Source organism: Pseudalkalibacillus decolorationis (genome assembly GCF_024609785.1).
In the GTDB taxonomy this organism is placed as follows: Bacteria; Bacillota; Bacilli; order Bacillales; family Fictibacillaceae; genus Pseudalkalibacillus; species Pseudalkalibacillus decolorationis.
On sequence record NZ_JANHJQ010000024.1, the window covers coordinates 48,220 to 70,350 of the forward strand.

Below are 22,131 nucleotides of genomic sequence, written 5' to 3' on the forward strand. Positions count from 1 at the left end.
TAGTACTTGAAAAGCAAGCACCTTCGATGACATTTCAAATCAAAAAAGTTGTGTTTCGTGTACTGAAAAATGGGTTCTTAGCTTTATTTTCTTTATTGATGATTTATCCGCTGTATTGGCTGATGATTAGTTCGTTTAAATCGAATGAAGAGTTTTTCCAGCATCCTTATTCTCTTCCTAAAGAGTGGACGTTCGATAACATCGTTCGTGCTTGGCAGATTGCTGACATGGGGCGGGCGATGGTGAACTCAACCATCGTAACCGTTGCAGCTACGTTATTAACCGTATTTCTCGGTGCGCTTACTGCATATGCCCTGTCGCGATTTACGTTTCGTTTAAAAGGATTTTTGATGATGTTCTTTTTACTCGGTATGCTGATTCCGATTCACAGTACGCTCGTGCCGCTCTTTACGTTAATGAATGAGGTTGGGCTGTTAAATACGTACTGGGCACTTATTTTGCCTTACACCGCGTTTGAACTGCCGATTGCGATCTTTTTAATTGTCGCTTATATGTCGTCGATTCCGAAAGAGATAGAAGAAGCAGCTGTAATGGATGGATCGGGCTATTGGGGCATCTTTTTTAGGATGATTCTTCCGTTGTCTGTTCCGGCTCTGACTACAGTGGCGATCCTCGCATTTTTACGATACTGGAACGAGTTCGTGTTTGCGCTTGTATTTATTAACGATTCGTCGTTAAAAACGTTACCGCTTAGTTTAGCGATCTTTTCTGATGGATTTAGTACCGATTACGGACTGACGATGGCAGCAATGACCATTGCTGTTATCCCGACAATCGTAATGTATGCCTTCTTCCAAGAGCAAATCATGAAAGGAATGGTAGCCGGATCTGTAAAAGGCTAGGACAGGGTAAACCGATAAAGGATTTAACGTATGAGGGGACCGAACCTTATAAACAGGGAGGTAGACCAATGGGAGATTTACTAGTGCCGCTGTATCGACTGAGACATGAGAAGTCATCTGAACAACAGTCGTGGTTGATTCGGAAGCCATTACCGCCAGAGAAACATATTGTAGTGGAATGGGTAAAAGAGCATTTTTCGGAAAAATGGGCAAGCGAATGTGATGTGGCATGTGCGCAAACACCCGCTTCTTGCCTCATTGCTGTTGAAGATGGGAAGCTGTTAGGATTTGCTTGCTATGACGTCACCTGTCTCAATTTCTTCGGTCCGACGGGTGTGCATGAAACGGCACGTGGAGAAGGGATTGGACATGCACTGTTAGTAGAAAGTTTGAAGGAAATGAAACATATGGGCTATGCGTATGCCATCATCGGAGGTGCCGGTCCCGTATCATTTTACAAACGGGCAGTTGGAGCGATTGACATACCAGGATCTGATAAAGGTGTGTACGAAGGGATACTACAAACAAAGGGGGAGTTAGAATGAATCGTATTCGAGTAGGAATTATTGGAACAGGTTCGATTTCGTATGAGCATCTTGAGGCTTATAAAAAGCAGCCGGATGCGGAGATTTTCGCGATTTGTGATCAACAAAAAGAGCGTGCGGAAGAGGTAGCAGCCAAATATGGCGTACCAAACGTATTCGATAATTATAAAGAGATGCTGGATCTTAAAGAATTAGATGCAGTAAGTATTTGCACGTGGAATTATACACATGCCGACATTACCATTTCCGCACTGCAGGCTGGAAAGAACATACTCGTGGAAAAGCCGCTCGCTATTCATGTAGAAGAGGCAGAGCGAATTCAAGATGCTGCTAAAAAAGCAGGTAAAATCGTACAAGTGGGCGTTGTGCGCCGCTTTGATCCGAATACGCAAATGATGAAGCAATTTGCCGATGGTGGAATGTTTGGGGAGTTTTACTACGCCAAAGCGTCTTATTTGCGCCGAGCTGGTAATCCAGGCGGCTGGTTTGCCGATAAACAGAAGTCTGGCGGAGGTCCATTGATCGATATCGGTGTGCATGTCATTGATTTATGCTGGTATATAATGGGCAAGCCAAAGCCAGTATCCATTAGCGCTAATACGTACCATGAGCTCGGAAACCGTTCTAATATTCAAAATGTATCTTTTTATAAAGCCGCTGATTATGATCCGAATCAAAATGACGTCGAGGATTTAGCAAATGCGATCATTCGCTTTGAAAATGGCGCCTCCTTAATGGTGGACGTGAGCTATACGCTACATGCATCAAAAGACGAAACGGCTGTGAAGCTCTACGGTACAAAAGGCGGTTTAGAAGTGGAGCCTGAGCTCAAAATAATTACCGAGCAGCACGATACGATGCTTAACATCCTCCCGCAAACTGATTCACCAACATTAGATGTGAAACAAGCATTCGCTGCAGAAATTGATCACTTTATTCAATGCTGTCAAACAGGACAAACACCGATTAGCTCGCTAGAAGATGGCGTACAAATGATGAGAATGCTGAATGGCATTTATGAATCTGCTGAAAAACATCAAGAGATTACATTAGAAAAGCAAAAAGGGGCTTCGGTCGAATGAACATTGGTGTAAGCTCCTACAGCCTATTGCAAACGCTACGGTCTAATGAAATAGCCGTAGAAGGGATGTTTCAATGGATCCAGCAAATAGGAGGTACGCACGTAGAAATCGTACCACACGGCTTTGATGTCACGTTAGATACCGCACCCGTCATTCGTGAGCAAGCGATACAGGAAGGTTTAGCCATTTCGAACTACGCAATCGGCGCTAATTTTGCGGTAGATGATGAAAAGCAGTACAAAGAAGAAATCGAACGAGTGAAGCGGCAAGTAGATGTGGCGGCGGCACTTGGTGTTAAACATATGAGACACGATGCAGCCACACGGCCGAACGGTACTATCACGACATTTATTAACGAGCTCGACCAATTAGCCTCTGCATGTAAAGAAATTACCGAATATGCATCATCGTACGGTATTGTGACATCGATTGAAAATCACGGACTATATTTACAAGGCAGTGATCGCGTCATTGCTTTATTGGATCGAGTAGACCATCCTAATTTTCGTTTTACATTAGACGTTGGCAATTTCGTTTGTGCGGATGAAGACCCAGCAATCGCAGTAGAAAAATGTTTGCCATATGCATCAATGGTGCATATCAAGGACTTTTACGTACGCGAAGCAAACGAGCTGCTACAAGACAGCTGGATCCAAACAGCAGGCGGCAAAAAAATAAGAGGCTCGGTCATTGGGCAAGGTGACCTGCCAATCGACCGTATCTTGCACACGATTCTTGAAAGCAGTTACGACAGCTGGCTTTCGATTGAATTTGAAGGAATAGAACATTGTTTGGATGGTACGGCGAAGGGCTTTCAATATGTCCAAAATCAAGTAAATAAGGAGTGTGCAACACATGCATAATCCAATAGGTGTTATTACAGACGGCTTTCAACGAGGACTTTGGGAGGGCTTGAGTTTAGCCGGAGAGCTGAACGTACAAGGTGTACAGCTGTATGCCGTTTCGGGAGAAATGAATCCAAAAACGATTACCGTTGACACAAAAAAACGGCTAAAAGAGGAGCTGCAAAGAAACAACTTAACCATATCCGCCCTATGCGGGGACTTAGGCGGTCACGGATTTCAAGATCGAAGTGTGAACCCCGAAAAGATCGATATGTCTAAGCGTATACTAGAGCTTGCTGTTGAGTTTGGTACACCGATCGTTACGACCCATATCGGTATTATCCCAGAAGAAGAAAATCACGTTTATGAGACAATGCTCAAGGCATGCGACGAGCTTGGAACATTTGCATCATCGTTGGATGCGTATTTTGCTGTAGAAACTGGACCAGAGCCGGCTACTCGTCTTAAATCGTTTCTTGATCAGCTATCAACGAACGGTGTATCTGTCAACTTTGACCCAGCCAACATGGTGATGGTCACAGGCGATGACCCTGTACAAGGCATCTATATACTTAAGGACTACATCGTGCATACACACGTCAAAGATGGAAGAAAACTCGGTCTTGTTGATCCACGAGACGTTTACGGGGAACTCGGATACGAGCCAATGAGTCACGCAGCCATTGCCGAAATGGTCGAAAACAGCACAGGTTTCAGAGAAACACCGCTCGGACAAGGCTCTGTTCCATTTGATAACTACTTTCAAGCACTCAAAGATATCGGCTACGACGGTTACTTAATTGTTGAACGCGAAGCAGGCACCAATGCTTTTCAAAACATTAAGCAAGCCGTACAGTTCTTACAAGCACGTCAAACCGCAAAGAACATCTAACAATGGGGTGGTGATACTTATGAATACGGTGCTAACTCAATATGCGAGCGTTCTTCAAAAAATATATTTGTACGCCTATGTACAAATACTATGGCTACTTTTTACACTAGCTGGGTTACTCATCTTTGGCCTATTTCCAGCAACGTATGCACTACTGACGGTGATGAAACAACAAGCAGACACATCGGCGGCCGCGATATTTCACACCTTTCGCGAAGCCTATCGTGACGCCTTCTTTGTCATTAATAAAGCATCGATCATTTGGATCACCATGCTCCTACTTATGATCACCAACTTACTGATCCTGCCAGACACGCAGCAAGTACTAAAACTCGCTGTTGTAAGCATGATAAGTTTCTTACTACTGTGCATCGTGCACTTCTTTAACTATTTTCAGGCAGATGAACACATGACGGTACAAATCAAACGATCCTTCGCACACGCCTGCCTACATCCAAAACAAAATGTAGGTTACGCATGCATCTTTCTCATGCTAGGGGCAGCCCTTTGGCTCATCCCCGGCATCACATGCTTCTTCGGCGTAAGCATTGCGGCAAAGGCAATCATATACCTGGCATCAAAATAAGAGGCGCTTACCAAAGTGTAGGTCGTAACCTATAGTGGGTGGAATTCTTTGTTCTGATGCAATAACCTTAACCTAATGGTAAGTAACCTATCAAACTGGAACATATCTTGTTAACGTGAATTTTAAAATAAAGATCACTGTTCAAAAGATTGCAAAATCCTGTATTATGCTTACAGGATTTTTGTTTTGATTACTTCGTTCTTAAAAGACTATATTGTGTAATAAGAGATTGTACTATCTCTGTAAGACTTTATGATAGAGGTCAAAATTTCATTATTTAGCTCAACCCCTAAAGCATACAAAGTAGAATCTAGCTCAAATCTTTTCATTTCGGCAACGACCAACCTAAAATGGAAGTAGAGTACAAGCATTGAAGAAATCAAATCTTAAAGAATTTTATATCGTCCGCTATGCGGAGGACTTCAAGATCTTATGTCGTACACGCTCCCAAGCGGTTCGAATGAATTATACCATAAAGGGTTTTCTCTATAAGACTACATCTTGAGACAAGTGAAAAAAATCGTTGAACTTCTATCTTCGTAAGAAATAATAATTTCTAATCAAAATTAATCCCGGAAAAAGGTGTGAGATTAGGACAACAAACATTATAATTCGGTAAATCTAGGAAAAAAGTTATTTGAAAAAAATATATAGTTATGTTTTACTAGAATTGGTAACAACGGGATGTAAAACCATATTTAACCTCGGGGGGATTTTTTATCATGTTTAAAAAGTTATTTGCAGTTGGTTTATTATCTGTGGGATTAATCGCAGGTGGTTTTCAAGTTGTTAATGCAGAATCTGATAAGGATTGTGGCGATTTTTCTAGCCATGAAGAAGTGATGGCATTTTGGTATGACAATGGATATTCTGCGGAAAATGATCCGCATCGTTTAGATGGTCGTGGAAATTCTGTCGATGATGGAATTCCTTGTGAAGTTTCAGCTGATGAATGGAATCAATATGTTGCTGATAAAAAAGCTGAGAAAAATTCAGATGCAGATTCAACAGAAGAAGAATCTACAACAACAGAATCCAATGATGATTCTTCTAACAAAAGTGACGATCAAAAAGGTGGAGAATTACCTGACACTGCAACAAATAATCCAATGATGATGTTGGTGGGGGCGATGGTGGTTGCTCTTGGTGGATTATTCTTTATTCGTAAAAAGCAAATCAATTAATTAATTGAATGCGTTTTTCATCCCGTTGGTTAATAGATTTCGGAGTAGGCGATTTTGCCTGCTCTTTATTTATAAAATAGGTGATTAAATGCGTAGAAAAATAGGATTTGTAATTATTCTAATCGGGTTAAGTGTGGTCGGTTATTATGGCTATGATTGGTGGGAACAAAGACAAGCCATTCAGGATATGAGCCATGAGGAATTGAATGAGTATCTAGGATATGATGATATCTATGAAACAGGTATCGATTTGAAAAATGAGAGTGAAGAAACTTACTTTTTTGAAAAAGGGGAAGAAGTTGGTGAATTGAATATCCCTGCCATTGAAAAAGAGTATCCGATATATTGGGGAACAGATGATGAAACCCTAACATCAGGTGTTGGGATGTATGATAGTAAATGGACAACTCAACCGAATCAATCAGGTCATGTATTTTTGGCAGGACATCGGGATACGGTGTTTGAAGAAATGGGAGAATTGAAAATCGGTGACTTAGTTTCGGTTGAATTCAAAGGAAAAGCGTATATCTATCAAGTAAGAAAAATATTTGTTACTCACAAGGATGATAGAACAGTGATTGTCGAAAAAGAAAGGCCTTTGCTTACTTTATCCACCTGTTATCCTTTTCAATTTTTAGGAGATGCTTTATACCGATATATTATTCAGAGCGAGTTGATCGAGGTCAAGTGACACATTACAATATAAAATGAAATATCTGCTTAAAAATGCTGGCGTTCAACGTGAAGCTCCAGTCAGCAGTTAAGTGAACATCAATGGGGAGTCGTATTCAATACGATGGTCCGTTATGTGGAGCCTTACCGGTGGCCGAAATTGAAATGCAAAAACTAGTTCCAATTTTAATATGTTTTATGTAGTGGGTAATAAGAAGAGGAACGACCGAAAAGCCAGGTAGGCTTTTAAAGGTCGTTCTTTCTTGATTTTGATTGTTCGCAAATTTCTAAAAAGTAATTGACGATTCATAATGATGATGGTAAGATAATCTTCTTTGACTGTTAAAAGTTAGGAGGAGATCATCATTGATAACAGTAGAAGGTTTAAGTAAATCTTTCAAGGTTCCAAAGCGTTCTTCCGGATTACGTCAAGCCACGAAGGCACTTTTTCATCGGGAGCATACGATTGTGGACGCGTTAAAAGATATCTCTTTTTCCATTGAACCGGGGGAGATTGTCGGTTATATCGGTCCGAATGGGGCAGGGAAGTCGACAACGATCAAAGTGATGAGTGGTATTTTGGTGCCTGACGCGGGGACTTGCACGATTATGGGTTACACGCCATGGAAAGATCGTGTGTCCTATGTCCAAAATATCGGGGTGGTGTTCGGGCAACGTTCCCAGCTTTGGTGGGATGTTCCGGTCATCGATTCCTTCGAACTTCTTCGCGATATTTATAAAATTCCAGAGGTAGAGTATAAAGATAATCTTGATCTGCTCGTTGAAACACTTGAACTTCAAAGCCTTCTTCACTCACCTGTCCGTCAATTAAGCTTAGGACAACGGATGCGCTGTGAAATTGCCGCTTCTCTCCTACCTAGCCCGAAAATATTATTTTTGGATGAGCCTACAATTGGACTCGATGCCGTTTCCAAAATTGCAGTCCGACAATTCATTAATACGATCAATAAAGAAAAGGGGGTCACGATCATTCTGACGACCCACGATATGTTTGATATCGAAGCGTTGGCAGACCGAGTGCTCTTGATCGGAAAGGGAAGCATATTGTACGACGGAAAACTGAATGAATTACGGAACAGATTTGGCACTCATAAGACGATTACAGTAGATTATCGTGAGCATGCGAAAAGGTTTGATATTCCGGGCACTTCACTTCTTTCGTGGTCATCTGAACGAGCGATCTTCAGTGTAGATACAGAACAAACGATGGTTTCTGAGGTCATCACGCAATTGTCAAATCAAGTTGAACTTATTGATATTTCCATTGATGCACAACCGATCGAAGACATTATCGTTCAGCTTTATAAGGAGTACCAAATATGAAGCCTTATTCTTCGGTATTAAAGTTAAGGTTGCTCAATGGCATGCAGTACAGGTCAGCCGCTTTGGCAGGAGTGGCGACGCAATTTTTCTGGGGATTCATGTACATCATGATCTTTGAAGCGTTCTATGATCAAGTCTTACATAACCCGCCGATTTCCTTGAAGGAATTGATTGTTTATCTTTGGCTCCAGCAGTCGTTTCTTGCTTTCATCATGCTTTGGTTCCGTGATAACGAACTGTTCGATCTGATCACAACCGGAAATATCGCCTATGAACTATGCAGGCCGTGTGGAATCTACGGTTACTGGTATGCCAAGCTTCTCGCACAACGTTTATCGAGTGCTTTGCTGCGATGTTTTCCAATCCTGATCGTCGCTTTCTTTTTACCGCAACCATACCGAATGACACTACCACCTAGCTTCACAACCTTCCTATTATTTCTAGTAACGTTGATGTTTGGGTTATTTCTTCTAGTGGCCATCTCCATGTTCATTTATATTTCTGTATTTATTACATTGTCCCCGGTTGGGTCGTTACTCGTGTTCGGGGTTATAGGAGAATTTTTCGCAGGATTAGTCATTCCGATTCCACTAATGCCTTCTTGGTTACAGGAGATTGCATACATGCTTCCGTTACGGTTGACGGCTGATTTTCCATTCAGGGTCTATTCGGGACATATTCCACAGGATGAAGCACTCATGGGTATACTCCTACAACTGGTTTGGCTAGCGATCCTTGTTTTGCTCGGTAGAATCGCACTGAACAAAGCGTTACAAAAAGTCGTCGTACAAGGAGGGTGAGAGAGTTTGAGCCTTTATTTCAACTATCTTTTCATTCTATTTAAATCACAAATGCAGTACCGGACATCGTTTTGGCTTTTAACAATCGGTCAGTTCTTAGTTCCGTTATCTCTCTTTGCTGGTTTGTATTTTTTGTTTGAGCGTTTCGGTCAGATCAAAGGCTGGGACTTTTACGAGGTTGCACTCTGTTTTGCCGTCATTCATATGGCCTTTGCGATCAGTGAATGCTTTGCACGTGGATTCGATGCCTTTTCGAGTCTTGTTCACAATGGTGATTTTGACCGGGTATTGGTACGTCCCAGGAGTACGATCGTTCAAGTGCTTGGCTCTAAATTCGAGTTTACGAGATTCGGGAGGCTGCTCCAAAGTGTGTTGGTTTTGGTCTGGGCATTGAACAATCTGGCCATCGAATGGAGTGTGATCAAAGCAATTACCTTATGTTTGATGATTATCAGCGGAGTGTCTATTTTCGCGGGGCTCTTTATACTGGCTGCAACATTATGCTTTTGGACGATCCAGGGTCTTGAAGTGGTCAACATCTTTACAGACGGGGGAAGGGAAATGGCCCAGTATCCGCTTAATATTTATCAGAAGTGGGTGACCCGCTTTTTTACATTTGTTATTCCGTTTGGAACTGTCAATTACTTGCCGTTGATGTACATTCTCGGTAAAAGTGAAGGTAACGACCTCCTTTATATGTTGACGCCAGTCGCGGGGATTGTTTTCCTCTTACCTTGTTTACTCGTTTGGCATATCGGAGTGAGGCATTACCGGTCAACGGGGTCTTGATTTACGGTTTTCCTTCACGTTTTTTGCTTTGGATTTTTGGAGTTTGTAATTATCTCCTCTGGAAGGTCTTCAGAGTTCATTTAGCAGTCAATGATTTTTACGCAGACCAACACAATGGTCAATTCTCGGAATAAACGATAGGGTAAACAGCAAAGGGCTCATTTCCATACCGAGATCGGTTTTCTTTTATTTTGTAGATTAAATTCAATGCCTTCCTATATAAAAGCAGCTGAAAAAGATATAATTGAATTATGGTGTCGGAATAGGAAGTTGAACAAGAAATATAAATTGAAAGATTAACAGAACTTCGCCATATTTTAGAGAAATATCGGGTAAGGGGATAGCATATGTCTGAAGAAAACATTACGAGAATCGATTTAGATGGTAAGGAAGTTATACTTATTGGCACTGCACATATATCCAAGCACAGTGCGGAACAAGTCAAGGAAGTGATTGAATCTGAACGACCAGACTCTGTTTGTATTGAGCTGGATAAACAAAGATACCAATCGATTATGGATGGTGATAAATGGAGGGAGATGGATATATTCAAGGTTATTAAAGAAAAGAAAGCGACTTTGCTTTTAATGAACCTTGTCATATCCTCTTTTCAAAAACGTATGGCTAAGCAATTCGGCATCAAACCTGGGCAAGAAATGATTCAGGGGATTGAATCGACTAATGAAATCGGTGCTGATCTAGTGCTAGCTGATCGGAATATTCAAGTTACCTTTTCTCGGATTTGGAATGGTATAGGATTAAGGGGAAAATGGAAGCTTCTTATGGAGATTTTTTATAGTATTTTCAGTAATGAGAGCATTTCCGAAGAGGAACTCGAAAAATTGAAATCTGAAGATATGCTGAATGCTTTGCTTAAGGAATTCACTGAAAGCTTCCCTGAATTGAAGATTCCGTTAATTGATGAGAGAGATCAGTATTTAGCCCAGAAAATAAAAGAGGCTCCGGGAAATAAAATTGTTGCGGTCTTAGGGGCTGCACATGTTCCTGGCATCAAAGAAGAAATAAGAAAAGAACATGACCTTGTGAAATTATCTCAGATTCCTGCGAAATCGAAGGTTCCTAAAATAATTACTTGGGCGATTCCACTGCTTATTCTTGTGATTATTGTATTTACTTTCTTGGCAAATCCTTCTGCAGGTCTCCAGCAAACAATCAGTTGGGTACTATGGCATGGAACGTTTTCAGCGATTGGAGCAGCTATTGCATTTGCACATCCACTTGCAATTGTTACTGCCTTTGCTGCAGCACCAATCACCGCATTACATCCCTTACTAGCAGCTGGGTGGTTTGCTGGAATTGTTCAAGCCTATTTTCGCAAACCAAGTGTACGAGACTTTGAAAGTCTTTCTCAGGATGTTTTCAGCGTGAAAGGTTTTTGGGGGAATAGGGTAACTCGGATTCTACTTATTGTTACGTTATCCAATTTAGGAAGCGCATTAGGGACATTTATTGGTGGAGCCGACGTAATCCGTTTGTTTTTAGAAAATTTTTAGTGAAGCGGAGTTTATCCAATTTAAATGTAACGGACTGTGTAAACGGGGACATAAATAGAGGTGAAAAATAGGGAATTCATTAGAAACCTATTCCTAAGGCTATGTCCTCCTCATTCCTTAAATATGTGGTTGGCAATTGCGGTGACCTATGAATACTATTAAACTAGTTAAGTTTCATCCGGAAATAGAGCACTTGGATCAAGTTGTTGAGATATTTTGTAAGGTCCATGATAGTAAGACCATTCTTAAAGTAAAGTATCATTCTTTATATCTTTAAAACTTTCAAATAACAAGGAAAGACATTGAATAGACCGAATAATTGGATTATTATGAATAGAACCAATGAATAGTGTCAATGAAGCTAACTTTGTATGTATGGCATCCTCCAATGAGTAAAAAACATAAGAAAGATGGAGGATGCACTAATGGGTGGTGATCTAATTACAAAACAATTAGGTTACCACCCTTATATTAAATCTAGAAAGTCTAAAAATAGGAGGTATTATAATGTGAAAACGTTCGAAAACAAATGATGATGGACCTTTAGAGACTATTTGCTTTTATGCTGCTAATAAGAAACTAACCTCGCATAGATGTTTCCTCACTACTCTTCTTATATTTGACTAATTTGCACTTCAACTATGACTGATAACGTCAAGCGATTTTACCTCTTTGTAGTTATGAAAAAAATGGACAACTAAATGATCATAAACTGACCTACTAAAAGGAATTCAATTAAATTAATTTTTAATTGGTATCGGAGGGATAATATGACTCAGTTATCAGAGATACAATCAATTGTTCAACAGGTTGCAGAAGCGATTTCAGCAGCTTTAAAAATTGAAACAGAAATTGTGGATGAAACGATGACGGTTGTTGCGGGAACAGGACAATTAAGAGAAAGGATCAATTCTAAAGAGGAGGGCGGAACCAAAGAAGCAGGTTTTTTATATGGTAGAGTACTGACAAAAAACCAGGCTTACATTATTGAAAATGCTCGTACAGATCCTACATATGATCCTTCCGTTTTGAAGGGAGAAACTGAAGAGATTGCGGAAATTTGCTGTCCGATCGGGTTTCAAGGAAAAGCAATCGGGGTAATCGGGCTAATTGCGTTCACGCAAAATCAACATATCAATCTCATAGAACACCAAGATCAAATGTTGACGTTTTTATACCGTATGGCGGAGTTACTTGCCACGAAAGTTTCGGAAACGGAAGCAATGAAACAATGGAACATCACGACGAATAAAATACATACAATCATCGAATCGATTCATGAAGGTATTATCGCCATCGATGAGCGTGGAATTCTTACTCATTGTAATCGTACCGGGGAATTGATACTACGAAGGAAAAAAGAAAAAATCATAGGGCAACCGCTAGAGAACATTTTGCCAAACTCACCAATGATGGATGTACTGAAAACAGGTAAGGGATATGTTGAAAAAGAAGAGTTTTATCCTTCTAACAACGGACAGATACACTTTATTGTCACAGCAAACCCTATCAAGATTAATAATAAAATTAACGGGGTCGTATCTTCGTTCCGTCGAATGTCGGATGTAAGACGCTTGGCATACTCTCTTACCAACCATCAAGATTCTTTTTCACTATCTGACATTAGGGGGGAATGTAATCGTTTGACAATCGTTAAAGAGCAAGCGCAACAGGTTGCGAAAAGTGATTCAAACATTTTGATAACAGGTGAAAGCGGAACGGGTAAAGGATTGTTTTCAAGAGCGATTCACTTCGCAAGCCCTCGTATGTCCGGCCCCTTTATTCTAGTTAATTGTGGTGCAATTCCAGAAACGTTATTGGAAAGTGAGTTATTTGGATATACAAAAGGTGCTTTTACCGGTGCAAACCGGGAGGGTAAAATTGGTAAATTCGAGATGGCTGATAACGGTACAATATTCCTTGATGAAATCGGGGACCTTCCATTGCATCTTCAAGTAAAACTATTGCATGTCATTCAAAATAAAGTAATTGAACGTGTAGGAAGCGGGCATCCGATTCCAGTAAATGTTAGATTGATAGCCGCCACGAACAAAAATCTTGAAGAAATGGTTACACAAGGCGAGTTTCGATCTGATTTGTTTTTTCGCTTGAATGTCATCCCACTCCATATTCCTCCCCTAAGAGAGCGAAAAACGGACATTCCAATGTTGATGGAACATTTTTTAATAGAGCATACCCAAAAGTTAGATAAAGAAATCGTCTCGTTTTCTTCTGAGGTCGTCAAGATATTTAAAAACTATCATTGGCCTGGTAATGTACGTGAACTTGAAAATGCGGTGGAATACGCAGTCAATATGGTAAGTGATAGTGTAATTCAAAAAGAAAATATACCACATCGTATGATTCAGACTAAACATAAAAAAGATAATTCGCTTTCGTTAAAGACGAGACTTCTCGAGTATGAAGGTGAGATTTTAAGAGAGATGTTAAAACGTTATGGAAACACAGTTGAGGATAAAAGTAGAATTGCTAGTGAATTAAAAATTAGCCTTGCAACCCTCTATAGAAAGATGGAAGAGAATAATCTTCTCAAATATAAGAATTTTTTCTGAAATATGAGAAATTTATTGAAACTATTTATTTTGTTATAGATTTTAAAAAATAAGTAAGACTAATAGACCTATTATTTCTTATTTTTGAGAAATACAAAGAGGTAAATGATAATCAAACAGTTGGTGTTTAAGCGTTTTCAAGTTGGCATGATACTTGCATTTATATAAATGAAATCTATTATATCAGAAAGGAATGAATGTTTTGAGAAAAAGTAAACAAGAAACCCTTCATGCCGCAAACGAAATTTTATCCATGATTGAATCGGAAACGCTTTCTGGGGAGCAAAAAGAGAAAATTGTCAAAGATTCAATTGATAACTTTACCAATTATGTCACTAAGGCAATTCTAGAACATCGTAAATCAGTATCAACGGATTATTCATTTGTTGAGTGGGAGGACGAAGGTGCCGTATTCCGAGACACCAAAGGAGACGAATTTATCGATTGTCTCGGAGGTTATGGCGTATACCTGTTAGGCCACCGTCATCCAAAAGTAGTGAAAGCCGTAGAAGCACAATTAAAACGTTATGCCTTGCACAGTCAAGAATTGGTTGACCCACTGCGTGGATATTTATCAAAGCTTGTTGCCTACATTACGCCTGGCGATCTTCAGCATACTTACCTAGTGAACTGTGGAACGGAAGCCAATGAAATGGCGCTGAAGCTGGCGAGATTGTCAACAGGAAAGAAGTGGTTCATTTCGACAATCGGCGGATTTCACGGTAAAACTTTCGGTTCATTATCCGCATCCGGAAAAGCAATGTTCCGTGAACCTTATTTGCCCCTTGTACCAGGGTTCCAACATGTGGAATATGGTGATGCGGATGCGGTAGAATCCGCAATAAAAAACTTGCAAACAGTAGGCGAAACCGTAGCAGGTATCATTGTCGAACCGATACAAGGTGAAGGTGGCGTCAATGTACCTCCAGCTGATTACTTCCCACGTTTACGAGAAATTTGTGACCAGTACGAGTGCCTTTTGATCGTTGATGAAATACAGACAGGTATGGGTAGAACAGGGGAACTATTTGGTGTCGATTTGTACGATGTTGTTCCGGATATCATGACGCTCGGAAAAGCATTTGGTGGAGGAGTTATGCCGATCGCTGCCATGGTCGCCAAACATAAACATTGGGATAAAATGGAGGAAAATCCGTTTCTCCTAGGGTCGTCCACGTTTGGTGGTAATCCGCTATGTTGTGCTGGTGCGATTGCGGGTATTAAGACGATTTTGGAAGAAGACATTACTTCCCAAGTGAAGGAAAAAGGAGAATATATTTTAACTGCTCTGAAAAAACTGCAGGAGAAATATCCTGACATTATGGTCGATGTGAGAGGCGTTGGCTTGTTAATTGGAATGGAATTTGCTGATAATGACCTTGGTTTCAATCTAGCAAAAAAATTGTTTACCGATAATATTCTTGTTGGAGGAACGATTAATAATGCCAGAGTTATTAGGATTGAGCCACCTGCCGTTATTTCGTATCAACAAATTGATACCGTTCTGAATGCAATTGATAAAAACCTTGCCTTGATGGCGAAATCTGGCGCTTCTGTCACCATTAGTTGACCATAAAGACTCATAATAGGCCATGGCTAATGAAATTGAGGGAACTGATATAAAAAAGTATGTTCTTTAACAAGAAAAAGCAACTGGAGGAGCTATTAAAATGGGGACAAAGAATCATCTTTACATTAACGGTAAGTGGACTTCCGCATTTGACGGTGGAGAGATGCCAGTACACAACCCATCGACAGGAGAAGAAATTGAGGTAGTTTCTGCTGGAAACCATAAAGATGCAGAGGCGTCGATCACAGCGGCAAGAATGGCTTTTGACCAAGGAAAGTGGAAGGAGTTTTCTGCTAACCGACGGGCTGGCTTGCTTCTGAAATTAGCCGACCAAATTGAGGGGCATACGGATGAGTTTGCTTCTATTGAAACTCAAAACAACGGAAAAACCTTACGAGAAAGTAAATTTGACGTTGCAGAGGCGGTAAAAACATTCCGATATTATGCAGGATTAGCGACCAAACCACTTGGGGAAACGTTCGAACTGGATTCTCCAATGACAGGTAAAGTTGTACGAGAGCCGGTTGGCGTTTGTGCGCAAATCATTCCATGGAATTATCCTTTGTTGATGGCGTCATGGAAGCTGGCACCAGCTTTGGCAGCTGGCAATACGTGCATTTTGAAGCCATCGGAAATGACGCCGCTATCAGCAATTCGTCTTTTCGAACTGATTGACGGATTAGATTTTCCTCCCGGGGTCGTAAATTTATTGCTCGGTTTTGGGGAAGCGGTTGGGCAACCTCTTGCAAAAAGTCCTCTTGTCGATAAAGTAGCTTTTACAGGGGGAACTGTTACTGGTAAGAAGATCATGCAGTATGCAGCCGATAATTTAAAAAAAGTATCCCTAGAACTCGGTGGAAAATCCCCAAACATTGTTTTTGCGGATGCGGACTTTGAAACTGCAGTTGATTATGCTATGTTTGCAATCTTCAACAATTCGGGACAAGTATGTTCCGCCGGATCGCGTTTATTGGTTGAAGAATCAATTTATGACCAGTTTCAAGAAGCGATTATCGAAAGAACGCAGCGAATACGAGTAGGAAGTGGATTTGATGCATCCTCACAAATGGGTCCGTTGATCAGCCCACAACATCTTTCAAAGGTTCAAGGGTACATCACACTTGGAGAAGAGGAAGGTGGAAAGGTTTGCTGTGGTGGGAAACGTCTCGTAGAAAATGACCTTAAGAAAGGGAATTTTATTGAGCCAACAATTTTCATAAATGTGAAACCGGAGATGAGGATTGCACAAGAAGAGATTTTCGGACCTGTCCTATGTCTAATACCGTTTAATACGGAAGCGGAAGCCATTGAAATAGCTAACGGTACACCATACGGTTTGGCGGCAGGGATCTTTACGACAGACGGAGCTAAAGCTGAACGGGTCGCAAGGAGTATACGTGCTGGAATTACTTGGATCAACACTTATGAACAAAATTTTGTTGAAGCGCCTTGGGGTGGGTATAAACAAAGTGGACTTGGCCGGGAGTTGGGAACATACGGATTAGAGGAATATATGGAGGTAAAGCAAATTATCAACAACTTAGAAGTGGAGCCAACGGGCTGGTTTGATTGATTTCGGTTGAGTAAACCATTTTGTTTTACGATAACCTTTTTCGCTATTAAACAAGGAGGTTATGTTCTCGTGACGAAAAGCCATTCATTAAAACGTACGCTTACTTTATTCCCAGTTGTTATTTTTGGCCTCGCCTATATGGCGCCGATGACTGTCTTTACCACGTACGGGGTTGCTGCAGAGAGTTCAAATGGAATGATCCCTGCAGCTTACCTGGCAGCCTTAATCACGATGTTATTTACGGCCTATAGCTATGGATTGATGGTAAAAGCTTATCCGGTGGCGGGGTCTGCGTACACATATGCACAAAAAACGATTAATCCACACGTTGGTTTTCTAGTTGGTTGGGCAATATTAATGGACTATTTGTTTTTACCGATGATCAATGTACTGGTCGCTGGTATTTATTTTCAAGCTGCGATCCCAGAAGTTCCATTATGGATATGGATGGTTTTATTTATTGGAGCTATAACGATCATCAATATACTAGGTATTAAAGTCACCACGAGAGTGAATAGTATTTTGATCACCTACCAGTTTTTAGTGATTGCGATATTTATTATCCTTTCGTTAAGAGGACTTGCAAATGGTATGGGAACCGGTACGTTCACTTCTGCTCTTCCTTTTTATAACCCGGAGGTTTCTTTCTCACTTGTACTTGCAGGTGCATCGATACTTTGCTTATCATTTTTGGGATTTGACTCGGTTACTATACTTTCGGAGGAAACGATCGAGCCAGAAAAGACGATTCCTAAGGCAGTTTTTCTAGTTGCTTTAATAGGTGGTGGCCTATTCATTTTAGTCTCATATGTAAGCTATTTGGTCTATCCTGATTTTACCGCATTTACAAATGCGGATTCAGCAGCATTCGAGATTGCAGCTTACATCGGTGGGAATCTGTTTAGCTCACTGTTTGCCTCGGGAATGATTGTTCTCTGCTTTGCATCTGGTCTTTCCTCCCATGCAAGCGTCTCTCGACTTTTGTATGCCATGGGCCGCGATTCTGTAATTCCTAAAAAAATATTTGGTTATATTCATCCTAAATTTAATACCCCTGTTTACAATATTCTTTTGGTCAGTCTGTTTGCTTTATCTGCCCTTGTGGTCGATCTGGTTACCGCTGCTTCCTTTATCAACTTTGGTGCATTAGTTGCTTTTACTTTCGTTAATTTATCCGTAATTGCTTATTATTTTTTAAGAAATAACAAGCGATCTCCTAAAGAAACCATCTTGTATCTCATTATACCTTTAATCGGTGCAAGTTTTAATTTATGGCTGTGGTCAAACCTTGACAAAAATTCCATGCTCCTAGGTGGTATTTGGGCCACTTGCGGGCTGATTTATCTATTGTTTTTAACCAAAATGTTTACACGAAGGCCTCCTGAATTAAATTTTGAAATCGATCAAAAGCCTTCTGCTTAAAGATTTATGTGGGGAGGGAAATATGGACGCATCTGTTGGGACACTTAGTCAAATCTATCGGTATCCTGTTAAATCACTAAGAGGTGAAAGTTTATTAGAATCCATTGTTGAGAACTATGGATTATATGGTGATAGAAGTCATGCTTTTCTTGATAAAACAAGACGAGGTGAATATTTAACAGCTAGACAAGCTCCGAATCTGCTTGGATACAAAGCGGAGTTTACTGAAGAAAGAAAGGGACCGACCTTTCCTAATGTGAAAATCACTTCTCCTGAAGGTCGTATCTTTAATTGGGATGATGAAGCTTTGGAGACAGAAATCGAAACTGTATCTGGGAGACGCGTTTCTAAGGTTAAGTATTCCCCAGATCGGGAGCTACTTGCTGTAGATGATGAACATATCCACATAATCACCGTTCAATCTTTACGAAAATTAGAATACTTAAATGGAGATACGTTAGAGCCTCGAAGGTTTCGTGCCAACTTTTTAATATCCTTAGAAAAGGACACACCATTTTTGGAAGATAACTGGTTAGGAAAACGAATGATGATTGGTGAAGTGGAATTAGAAATAAAAGGGCATTGTCCGCGATGTAACATAGTCAACATTGACCCAGATAAGTTGGAACTTAATTATACTCTATTGAAGACAATCGTCCAAAAAAGGAAAAGTAATTTTGGTATTTACGCATCCGTTGTTAAAAAAGGAACTGTTAAGGTTGGTGATGAAATTGTAATAAAATCGTAAATCAGATGGGTATAGATGTACTTATGATTATGTAGTTAAGGTTTAATATAACCACCAATATGATTGAAAAGGGAGAGGATATTTCAATGTCTAATCGGGCAGATTTTGTTTTATCAAGTAACACTGTTTTTACGGGTTTAGATAATGAACCAAAGCCTGCTTCAATTGCTATTTCCGGCAATCAAATATTAGCAATAGGTGATGATCAAGACGTTGCTCCATTTATTGATTCGGACACTAAAACCTATCAATTTAATAATCAACTGATTATGGCCGGATTTCATGATTTTCATATTCACTTAATGTTGAGCTGTATGTATGAGGATGGTGTGATTTTAGATAGTGCTGCCTCCGAAGAGGAAGCAGCTGAAATGGTTCGTGAATTTGCGGCTTCAAGACCAGAGGATCCTTGGATTTTGGGTTATAGGTGGTATCACGTTCATTGGAAAAATAAGAAACTTCCTCATAGGTACACGCTTGATCGTCTTATACCGGACCGTCCGGTGTTTCTCTTTAATTCTGAATGTCACGGTGCATGGGTTAATTCGAAAGCATTAGAAATGCTACATATTAACCGTGATACACCGGACCCGCCTTTCGGAGAGATTCATAGAGATGCCAACGGGGAACCAACCGGCTTTCTTTATGAGGCAGCCATGGGATTGGCAAAGGAAGTTCTAGAAATACCAAAAAGCCGTCGTAACAAGTTATTTGAAAGTTTTTTGTCGAAAGCGGCTAGTTATGGGATTACATCTGTGAGTGATTTTTTCCCACTTCCGGACATCGACTTAGGTGACCTTGAACTTTATCGACAGTTTGAGATGAATGGGAAATTAACGACTCGTATCAATTTTTTAACTGCTTTAAATGGGAATTTGGATGAGCCTAGACGTCTAAGAAATACTTACAAATCTGACAAACTTCGCTTCTCAGGTCTTAAACAATTTTTAGACGGAGTACCAATAACACATACTGCATATCTTGTTGATCCGTATAGTGATAATCCAAATACCCGGGGTTATACCCTGATTCCATCAGATGTTGCTAAACAATGGGTGACTGAAGCGGACCAGGCAGGTTTTCGTGTACGCCTTCATGCTTGTGGTGACGGGGCAGTAAGGTTGGGGCTAGATTGTGTGGAGGCAGCTTTTAAGGAAAACGGTGTAAGGGATGCAAGACATACGATTGAACATGTTGAGGTGATTCATCCTGATGACATTGATCGCTTTAAAAAATTAGGTATCATCGCTTCTATGCAGCCTGAACATATGGCAGTAGGTGAAAGTTTTATCGATAACCCTTACCATTCTCGTCTAGGCAAAGAACGTGATCATTTAACTTGGCCTATCAAAACACTGCTGGACAACGGTGCCCAGGTGGCATTTAGTACCGATTACCCAATTGTCCAATTTAATCCAATGGCTGAAATTTATCGTGCGGTTACTCGACTTCATGATGACGGGAGGCCAGAGGGCGGTTGGAATCCACAAGAGAGGATTTCCATGGCAGAAGCTTTGCGTGCATATACATGTTGTCCTGCTTATGGCGTTTTTAGCGAGGAAAAGTTGGGTACGTTAGAACGGGGAAAATTAGCAGACATCGTTGTGCTCGATCGTAATATTTTTGAATTATCTTCTCCGGAAGAACTATGGGATACAAAGGTTAAGCTAACTATAATGGATGGGGAAGTTGTATATGAAGATAAAAAACTGGCTCATTTAACAAGTTAATGGGTGTTTTGCGAATTTAATTTTCGCAATATTTAAAATGTTGTAAAGTTAATGATTGTAAATTGAAAAAATAGAGGGGGATTAACCATGGCTTTTAAGAGTCATGGTTGGAGAGCTGGTTTTCCCCGTTATCTTTTTTCTCGGTTAGCTTTAACATATGATTCGGTGGATAAAGCGATTACAGCAGTGCGTAACGTGCCAAGAGCCTCTTCTAGGAATCTTATTTTCCTTGACCGAAATGGTAAAGCAGCTGATCTTGAGACGACTCCTACCCAGGATGCTTTGATTGAGCCCGAAAATAGCCTCTTGGCACACTCGAACCACTTTATTGGAGAAAACTTGCTTGATGAGGAGAGGTCAACCGGGAGAAATCTAGAAAACTCTCGTGTCCGACTTCAGCGTATTCATCAGTTGCTAGAAGATTATCATGGCAATCTCAATGTACAGGTTATGCAAGATATTTTACGAGATCGAGGGAGTGGACCACATAGTTTGTGTGTGATGCCGGTTGATGATATGGAGGATAATATAACTTTTGCTTCTATTATTGCTGAACCGAGTAAAGGAAAACTTTGGATAGCCATCGGTCCACCTAACTTGTATGAATACAAATGCTATTCGTTTTCATCTTAAATCTGTCAGATACCATAGAAATATATTCATCTTGTGTTTGGGGAGGACATTGAACATCCGGTACATCCGAATAGTTACACTTGGCATTTATTCTGGATGACCTACCAGAAGTGAAATATGATTGTAAGAGTATAAAATCAAAAAGTTTTTCAATCAGTGTTATAAAGAAGATACTTAGAAAGGAACGGGTCAAATGGAACTGACGGAGAAAGTAATTTGTCCCTACCACGGTGTAATAAAAGAAGTATATATCCAAAAGCAGGATTTCGTAGCTGAAAAAGATGTACTCTTTAAAATTGAACTCAATCAAAACTGCGAACTTAAATGGATATATTCCGGAATTCAAGGAATTGTTTCTTCGTTAAATGTCAATATAGGAGGACGAGTAACTTCAGGCATGGTCATGGCTAGTATAAAGGCCCCTAATTCTAGAATTATTACATCGAACTTTGCACAAGAATAAAAACACCCGCCAGTTTAAATATGAACTGTATCCCGAATAATGGACACTTATAAAAAAAGTCCGTTATTCGGGATTTTTTGTGTTAACTTACACAGAAAATCCGTTATAATCAAAACAAATGGAGAGAACGGGGAATCAAGTATGAGTAAACGAATCTTTAACGAATTTCAACGTAGACAACTAGAGAATAATCCAAATGTCAGCCATGTTTCAGATCGCGCTATCGGTTATCAACCAGCATTCAAAGTAAAGGCTGTGAAGGAGAACCTGGAAGGAAAAGGTCCTAAAGCTATCTTCCTAGAA

19 protein-coding genes and 2 pseudogenes are annotated in these 22,131 nt (G+C 40.3%); all 21 read left to right on the forward strand.

Going from position 1 to position 22,131, the window contains the following annotated elements:
* Positions 1-26 precede the first annotated feature (26 nt).
* The 21 genes and pseudogenes from NON16_RS19250 to NON16_RS19345 all read left to right on the forward strand — a co-directional run bounded on the left by NON16_RS19250 (position 27) and on the right by NON16_RS19345 (position 21,828).
* Positions 27-863 carry a carbohydrate ABC transporter permease gene (locus NON16_RS19250; protein ID WP_257351069.1) on the forward strand — a complete coding sequence of 279 codons (837 nt, stop codon included), beginning with the start codon at positions 27-29 and terminating at the stop codon, positions 861-863.
* Between the two features lie 68 nt (positions 864-931).
* Positions 932-1,408 (forward strand): GNAT family N-acetyltransferase, encoded by a 477-nt coding sequence (locus NON16_RS19255; protein WP_257351050.1) that lies wholly within the window; start codon positions 932-934, stop codon positions 1,406-1,408.
* Positions 1,405-2,490 (forward strand): Gfo/Idh/MocA family protein, encoded by a 1,086-nt coding sequence (locus NON16_RS19260; RefSeq protein WP_257351051.1) that lies wholly within the window; start codon positions 1,405-1,407, stop codon positions 2,488-2,490. Before NON16_RS19255 ends, NON16_RS19260 begins: the two co-directional genes overlap by 4 nt.
* Positions 2,487-3,353 (forward strand): sugar phosphate isomerase/epimerase family protein, encoded by an 867-nt coding sequence (locus NON16_RS19265; protein ID WP_257351052.1) that lies wholly within the window; start codon positions 2,487-2,489, stop codon positions 3,351-3,353. Before NON16_RS19260 ends, NON16_RS19265 begins: the two co-directional genes overlap by 4 nt.
* On the forward strand, positions 3,346-4,227 hold the full coding sequence (locus NON16_RS19270; RefSeq protein WP_257351053.1) for a sugar phosphate isomerase/epimerase family protein: 882 nt from the start codon (positions 3,346-3,348) through the stop codon (positions 4,225-4,227). The genes NON16_RS19265 and NON16_RS19270 overlap by 8 nt, the downstream gene beginning before the upstream one ends.
* Before the next feature lie 19 nt (positions 4,228-4,246).
* Positions 4,247-4,813 (forward strand): DUF624 domain-containing protein, encoded by a 567-nt coding sequence (locus NON16_RS19275; RefSeq protein ID WP_257351054.1) that lies wholly within the window; start codon positions 4,247-4,249, stop codon positions 4,811-4,813.
* A 349-nt stretch (positions 4,814-5,162) separates the two neighbouring features.
* Positions 5,163-5,331 (forward strand): annotated as a pseudogene (locus tag NON16_RS25900) (group II intron reverse transcriptase/maturase); the annotation flags it as partial.
* A 204-nt stretch (positions 5,332-5,535) separates the two neighbouring features.
* Complete coding sequence (locus tag NON16_RS19280; protein WP_257351055.1) at positions 5,536-5,997, forward strand: LPXTG cell wall anchor domain-containing protein; 462 nt, start codon at positions 5,536-5,538, stop codon at positions 5,995-5,997.
* 88 nt (positions 5,998-6,085) lie between these two features.
* Positions 6,086-6,688, forward strand: coding sequence for a class D sortase (locus NON16_RS19285; protein WP_257351056.1), 603 nt, complete (start codon positions 6,086-6,088; stop codon positions 6,686-6,688).
* 347 nt (positions 6,689-7,035) lie between these two features.
* Positions 7,036-8,013, forward strand: coding sequence for an ABC transporter ATP-binding protein (locus NON16_RS19290; RefSeq protein WP_257351057.1), 978 nt, complete (start codon positions 7,036-7,038; stop codon positions 8,011-8,013).
* Positions 8,010-8,813, forward strand: coding sequence for an ABC transporter permease (locus NON16_RS19295; protein WP_257351058.1), 804 nt, complete (start codon positions 8,010-8,012; stop codon positions 8,811-8,813). The genes NON16_RS19290 and NON16_RS19295 overlap by 4 nt, the downstream gene beginning before the upstream one ends.
* 6 nt (positions 8,814-8,819) lie before the next feature.
* Positions 8,820-9,602, forward strand: coding sequence for an ABC transporter permease (locus NON16_RS19300; RefSeq protein WP_257351059.1), 783 nt, complete (start codon positions 8,820-8,822; stop codon positions 9,600-9,602).
* 347 nt (positions 9,603-9,949) lie between these two features.
* On the forward strand, positions 9,950-11,116 hold the full coding sequence (locus tag NON16_RS19305) for a TraB/GumN family protein (RefSeq protein WP_257351060.1): 1,167 nt from the start codon (positions 9,950-9,952) through the stop codon (positions 11,114-11,116).
* Positions 11,117-11,886: 770 nt separating this feature from the next.
* Positions 11,887-13,689, forward strand: coding sequence for a sigma-54-dependent Fis family transcriptional regulator (locus NON16_RS19310; protein ID WP_257351061.1), 1,803 nt, complete (start codon positions 11,887-11,889; stop codon positions 13,687-13,689).
* A gap of 193 nt (positions 13,690-13,882) precedes the next feature.
* Entirely contained in the window at positions 13,883-15,259 is a 1,377-nt protein-coding gene (locus NON16_RS19315) for a putrescine aminotransferase (RefSeq protein ID WP_257351062.1), read from the forward strand.
* Between the two features lie 100 nt (positions 15,260-15,359).
* Entirely contained in the window at positions 15,360-16,832 is a 1,473-nt protein-coding gene (locus NON16_RS19320; RefSeq protein ID WP_257351063.1) for an aldehyde dehydrogenase family protein, read from the forward strand.
* 69 nt (positions 16,833-16,901) lie between these two features.
* Positions 16,902-18,254 carry an APC family permease gene (locus NON16_RS19325; RefSeq protein WP_257351064.1) on the forward strand — a complete coding sequence of 451 codons (1,353 nt, stop codon included), beginning with the start codon at positions 16,902-16,904 and terminating at the stop codon, positions 18,252-18,254.
* Between the two features lie 22 nt (positions 18,255-18,276).
* Positions 18,277-19,002, forward strand: a complete 726-nt coding sequence (locus NON16_RS19330) for an MOSC domain-containing protein (RefSeq protein WP_257351065.1) — start codon at positions 18,277-18,279, stop codon at positions 19,000-19,002.
* 86 nt (positions 19,003-19,088) lie between these two features.
* Positions 19,089-20,732 (forward strand): amidohydrolase, encoded by a 1,644-nt coding sequence (locus tag NON16_RS19335; RefSeq protein ID WP_257351066.1) that lies wholly within the window; start codon positions 19,089-19,091, stop codon positions 20,730-20,732.
* 81 nt (positions 20,733-20,813) lie between these two features.
* Positions 20,814-21,365, forward strand: a pseudogene (locus NON16_RS19340) (C45 family autoproteolytic acyltransferase/hydrolase); the annotation flags it as partial.
* Positions 21,366-21,558: 193 nt separating this feature from the next.
* On the forward strand, positions 21,559-21,828 hold the full coding sequence (locus NON16_RS19345; protein WP_257351067.1) for a biotin/lipoyl attachment domain-containing protein: 270 nt from the start codon (positions 21,559-21,561) through the stop codon (positions 21,826-21,828).
* Positions 21,829-22,131 lie beyond the last annotated feature (303 nt).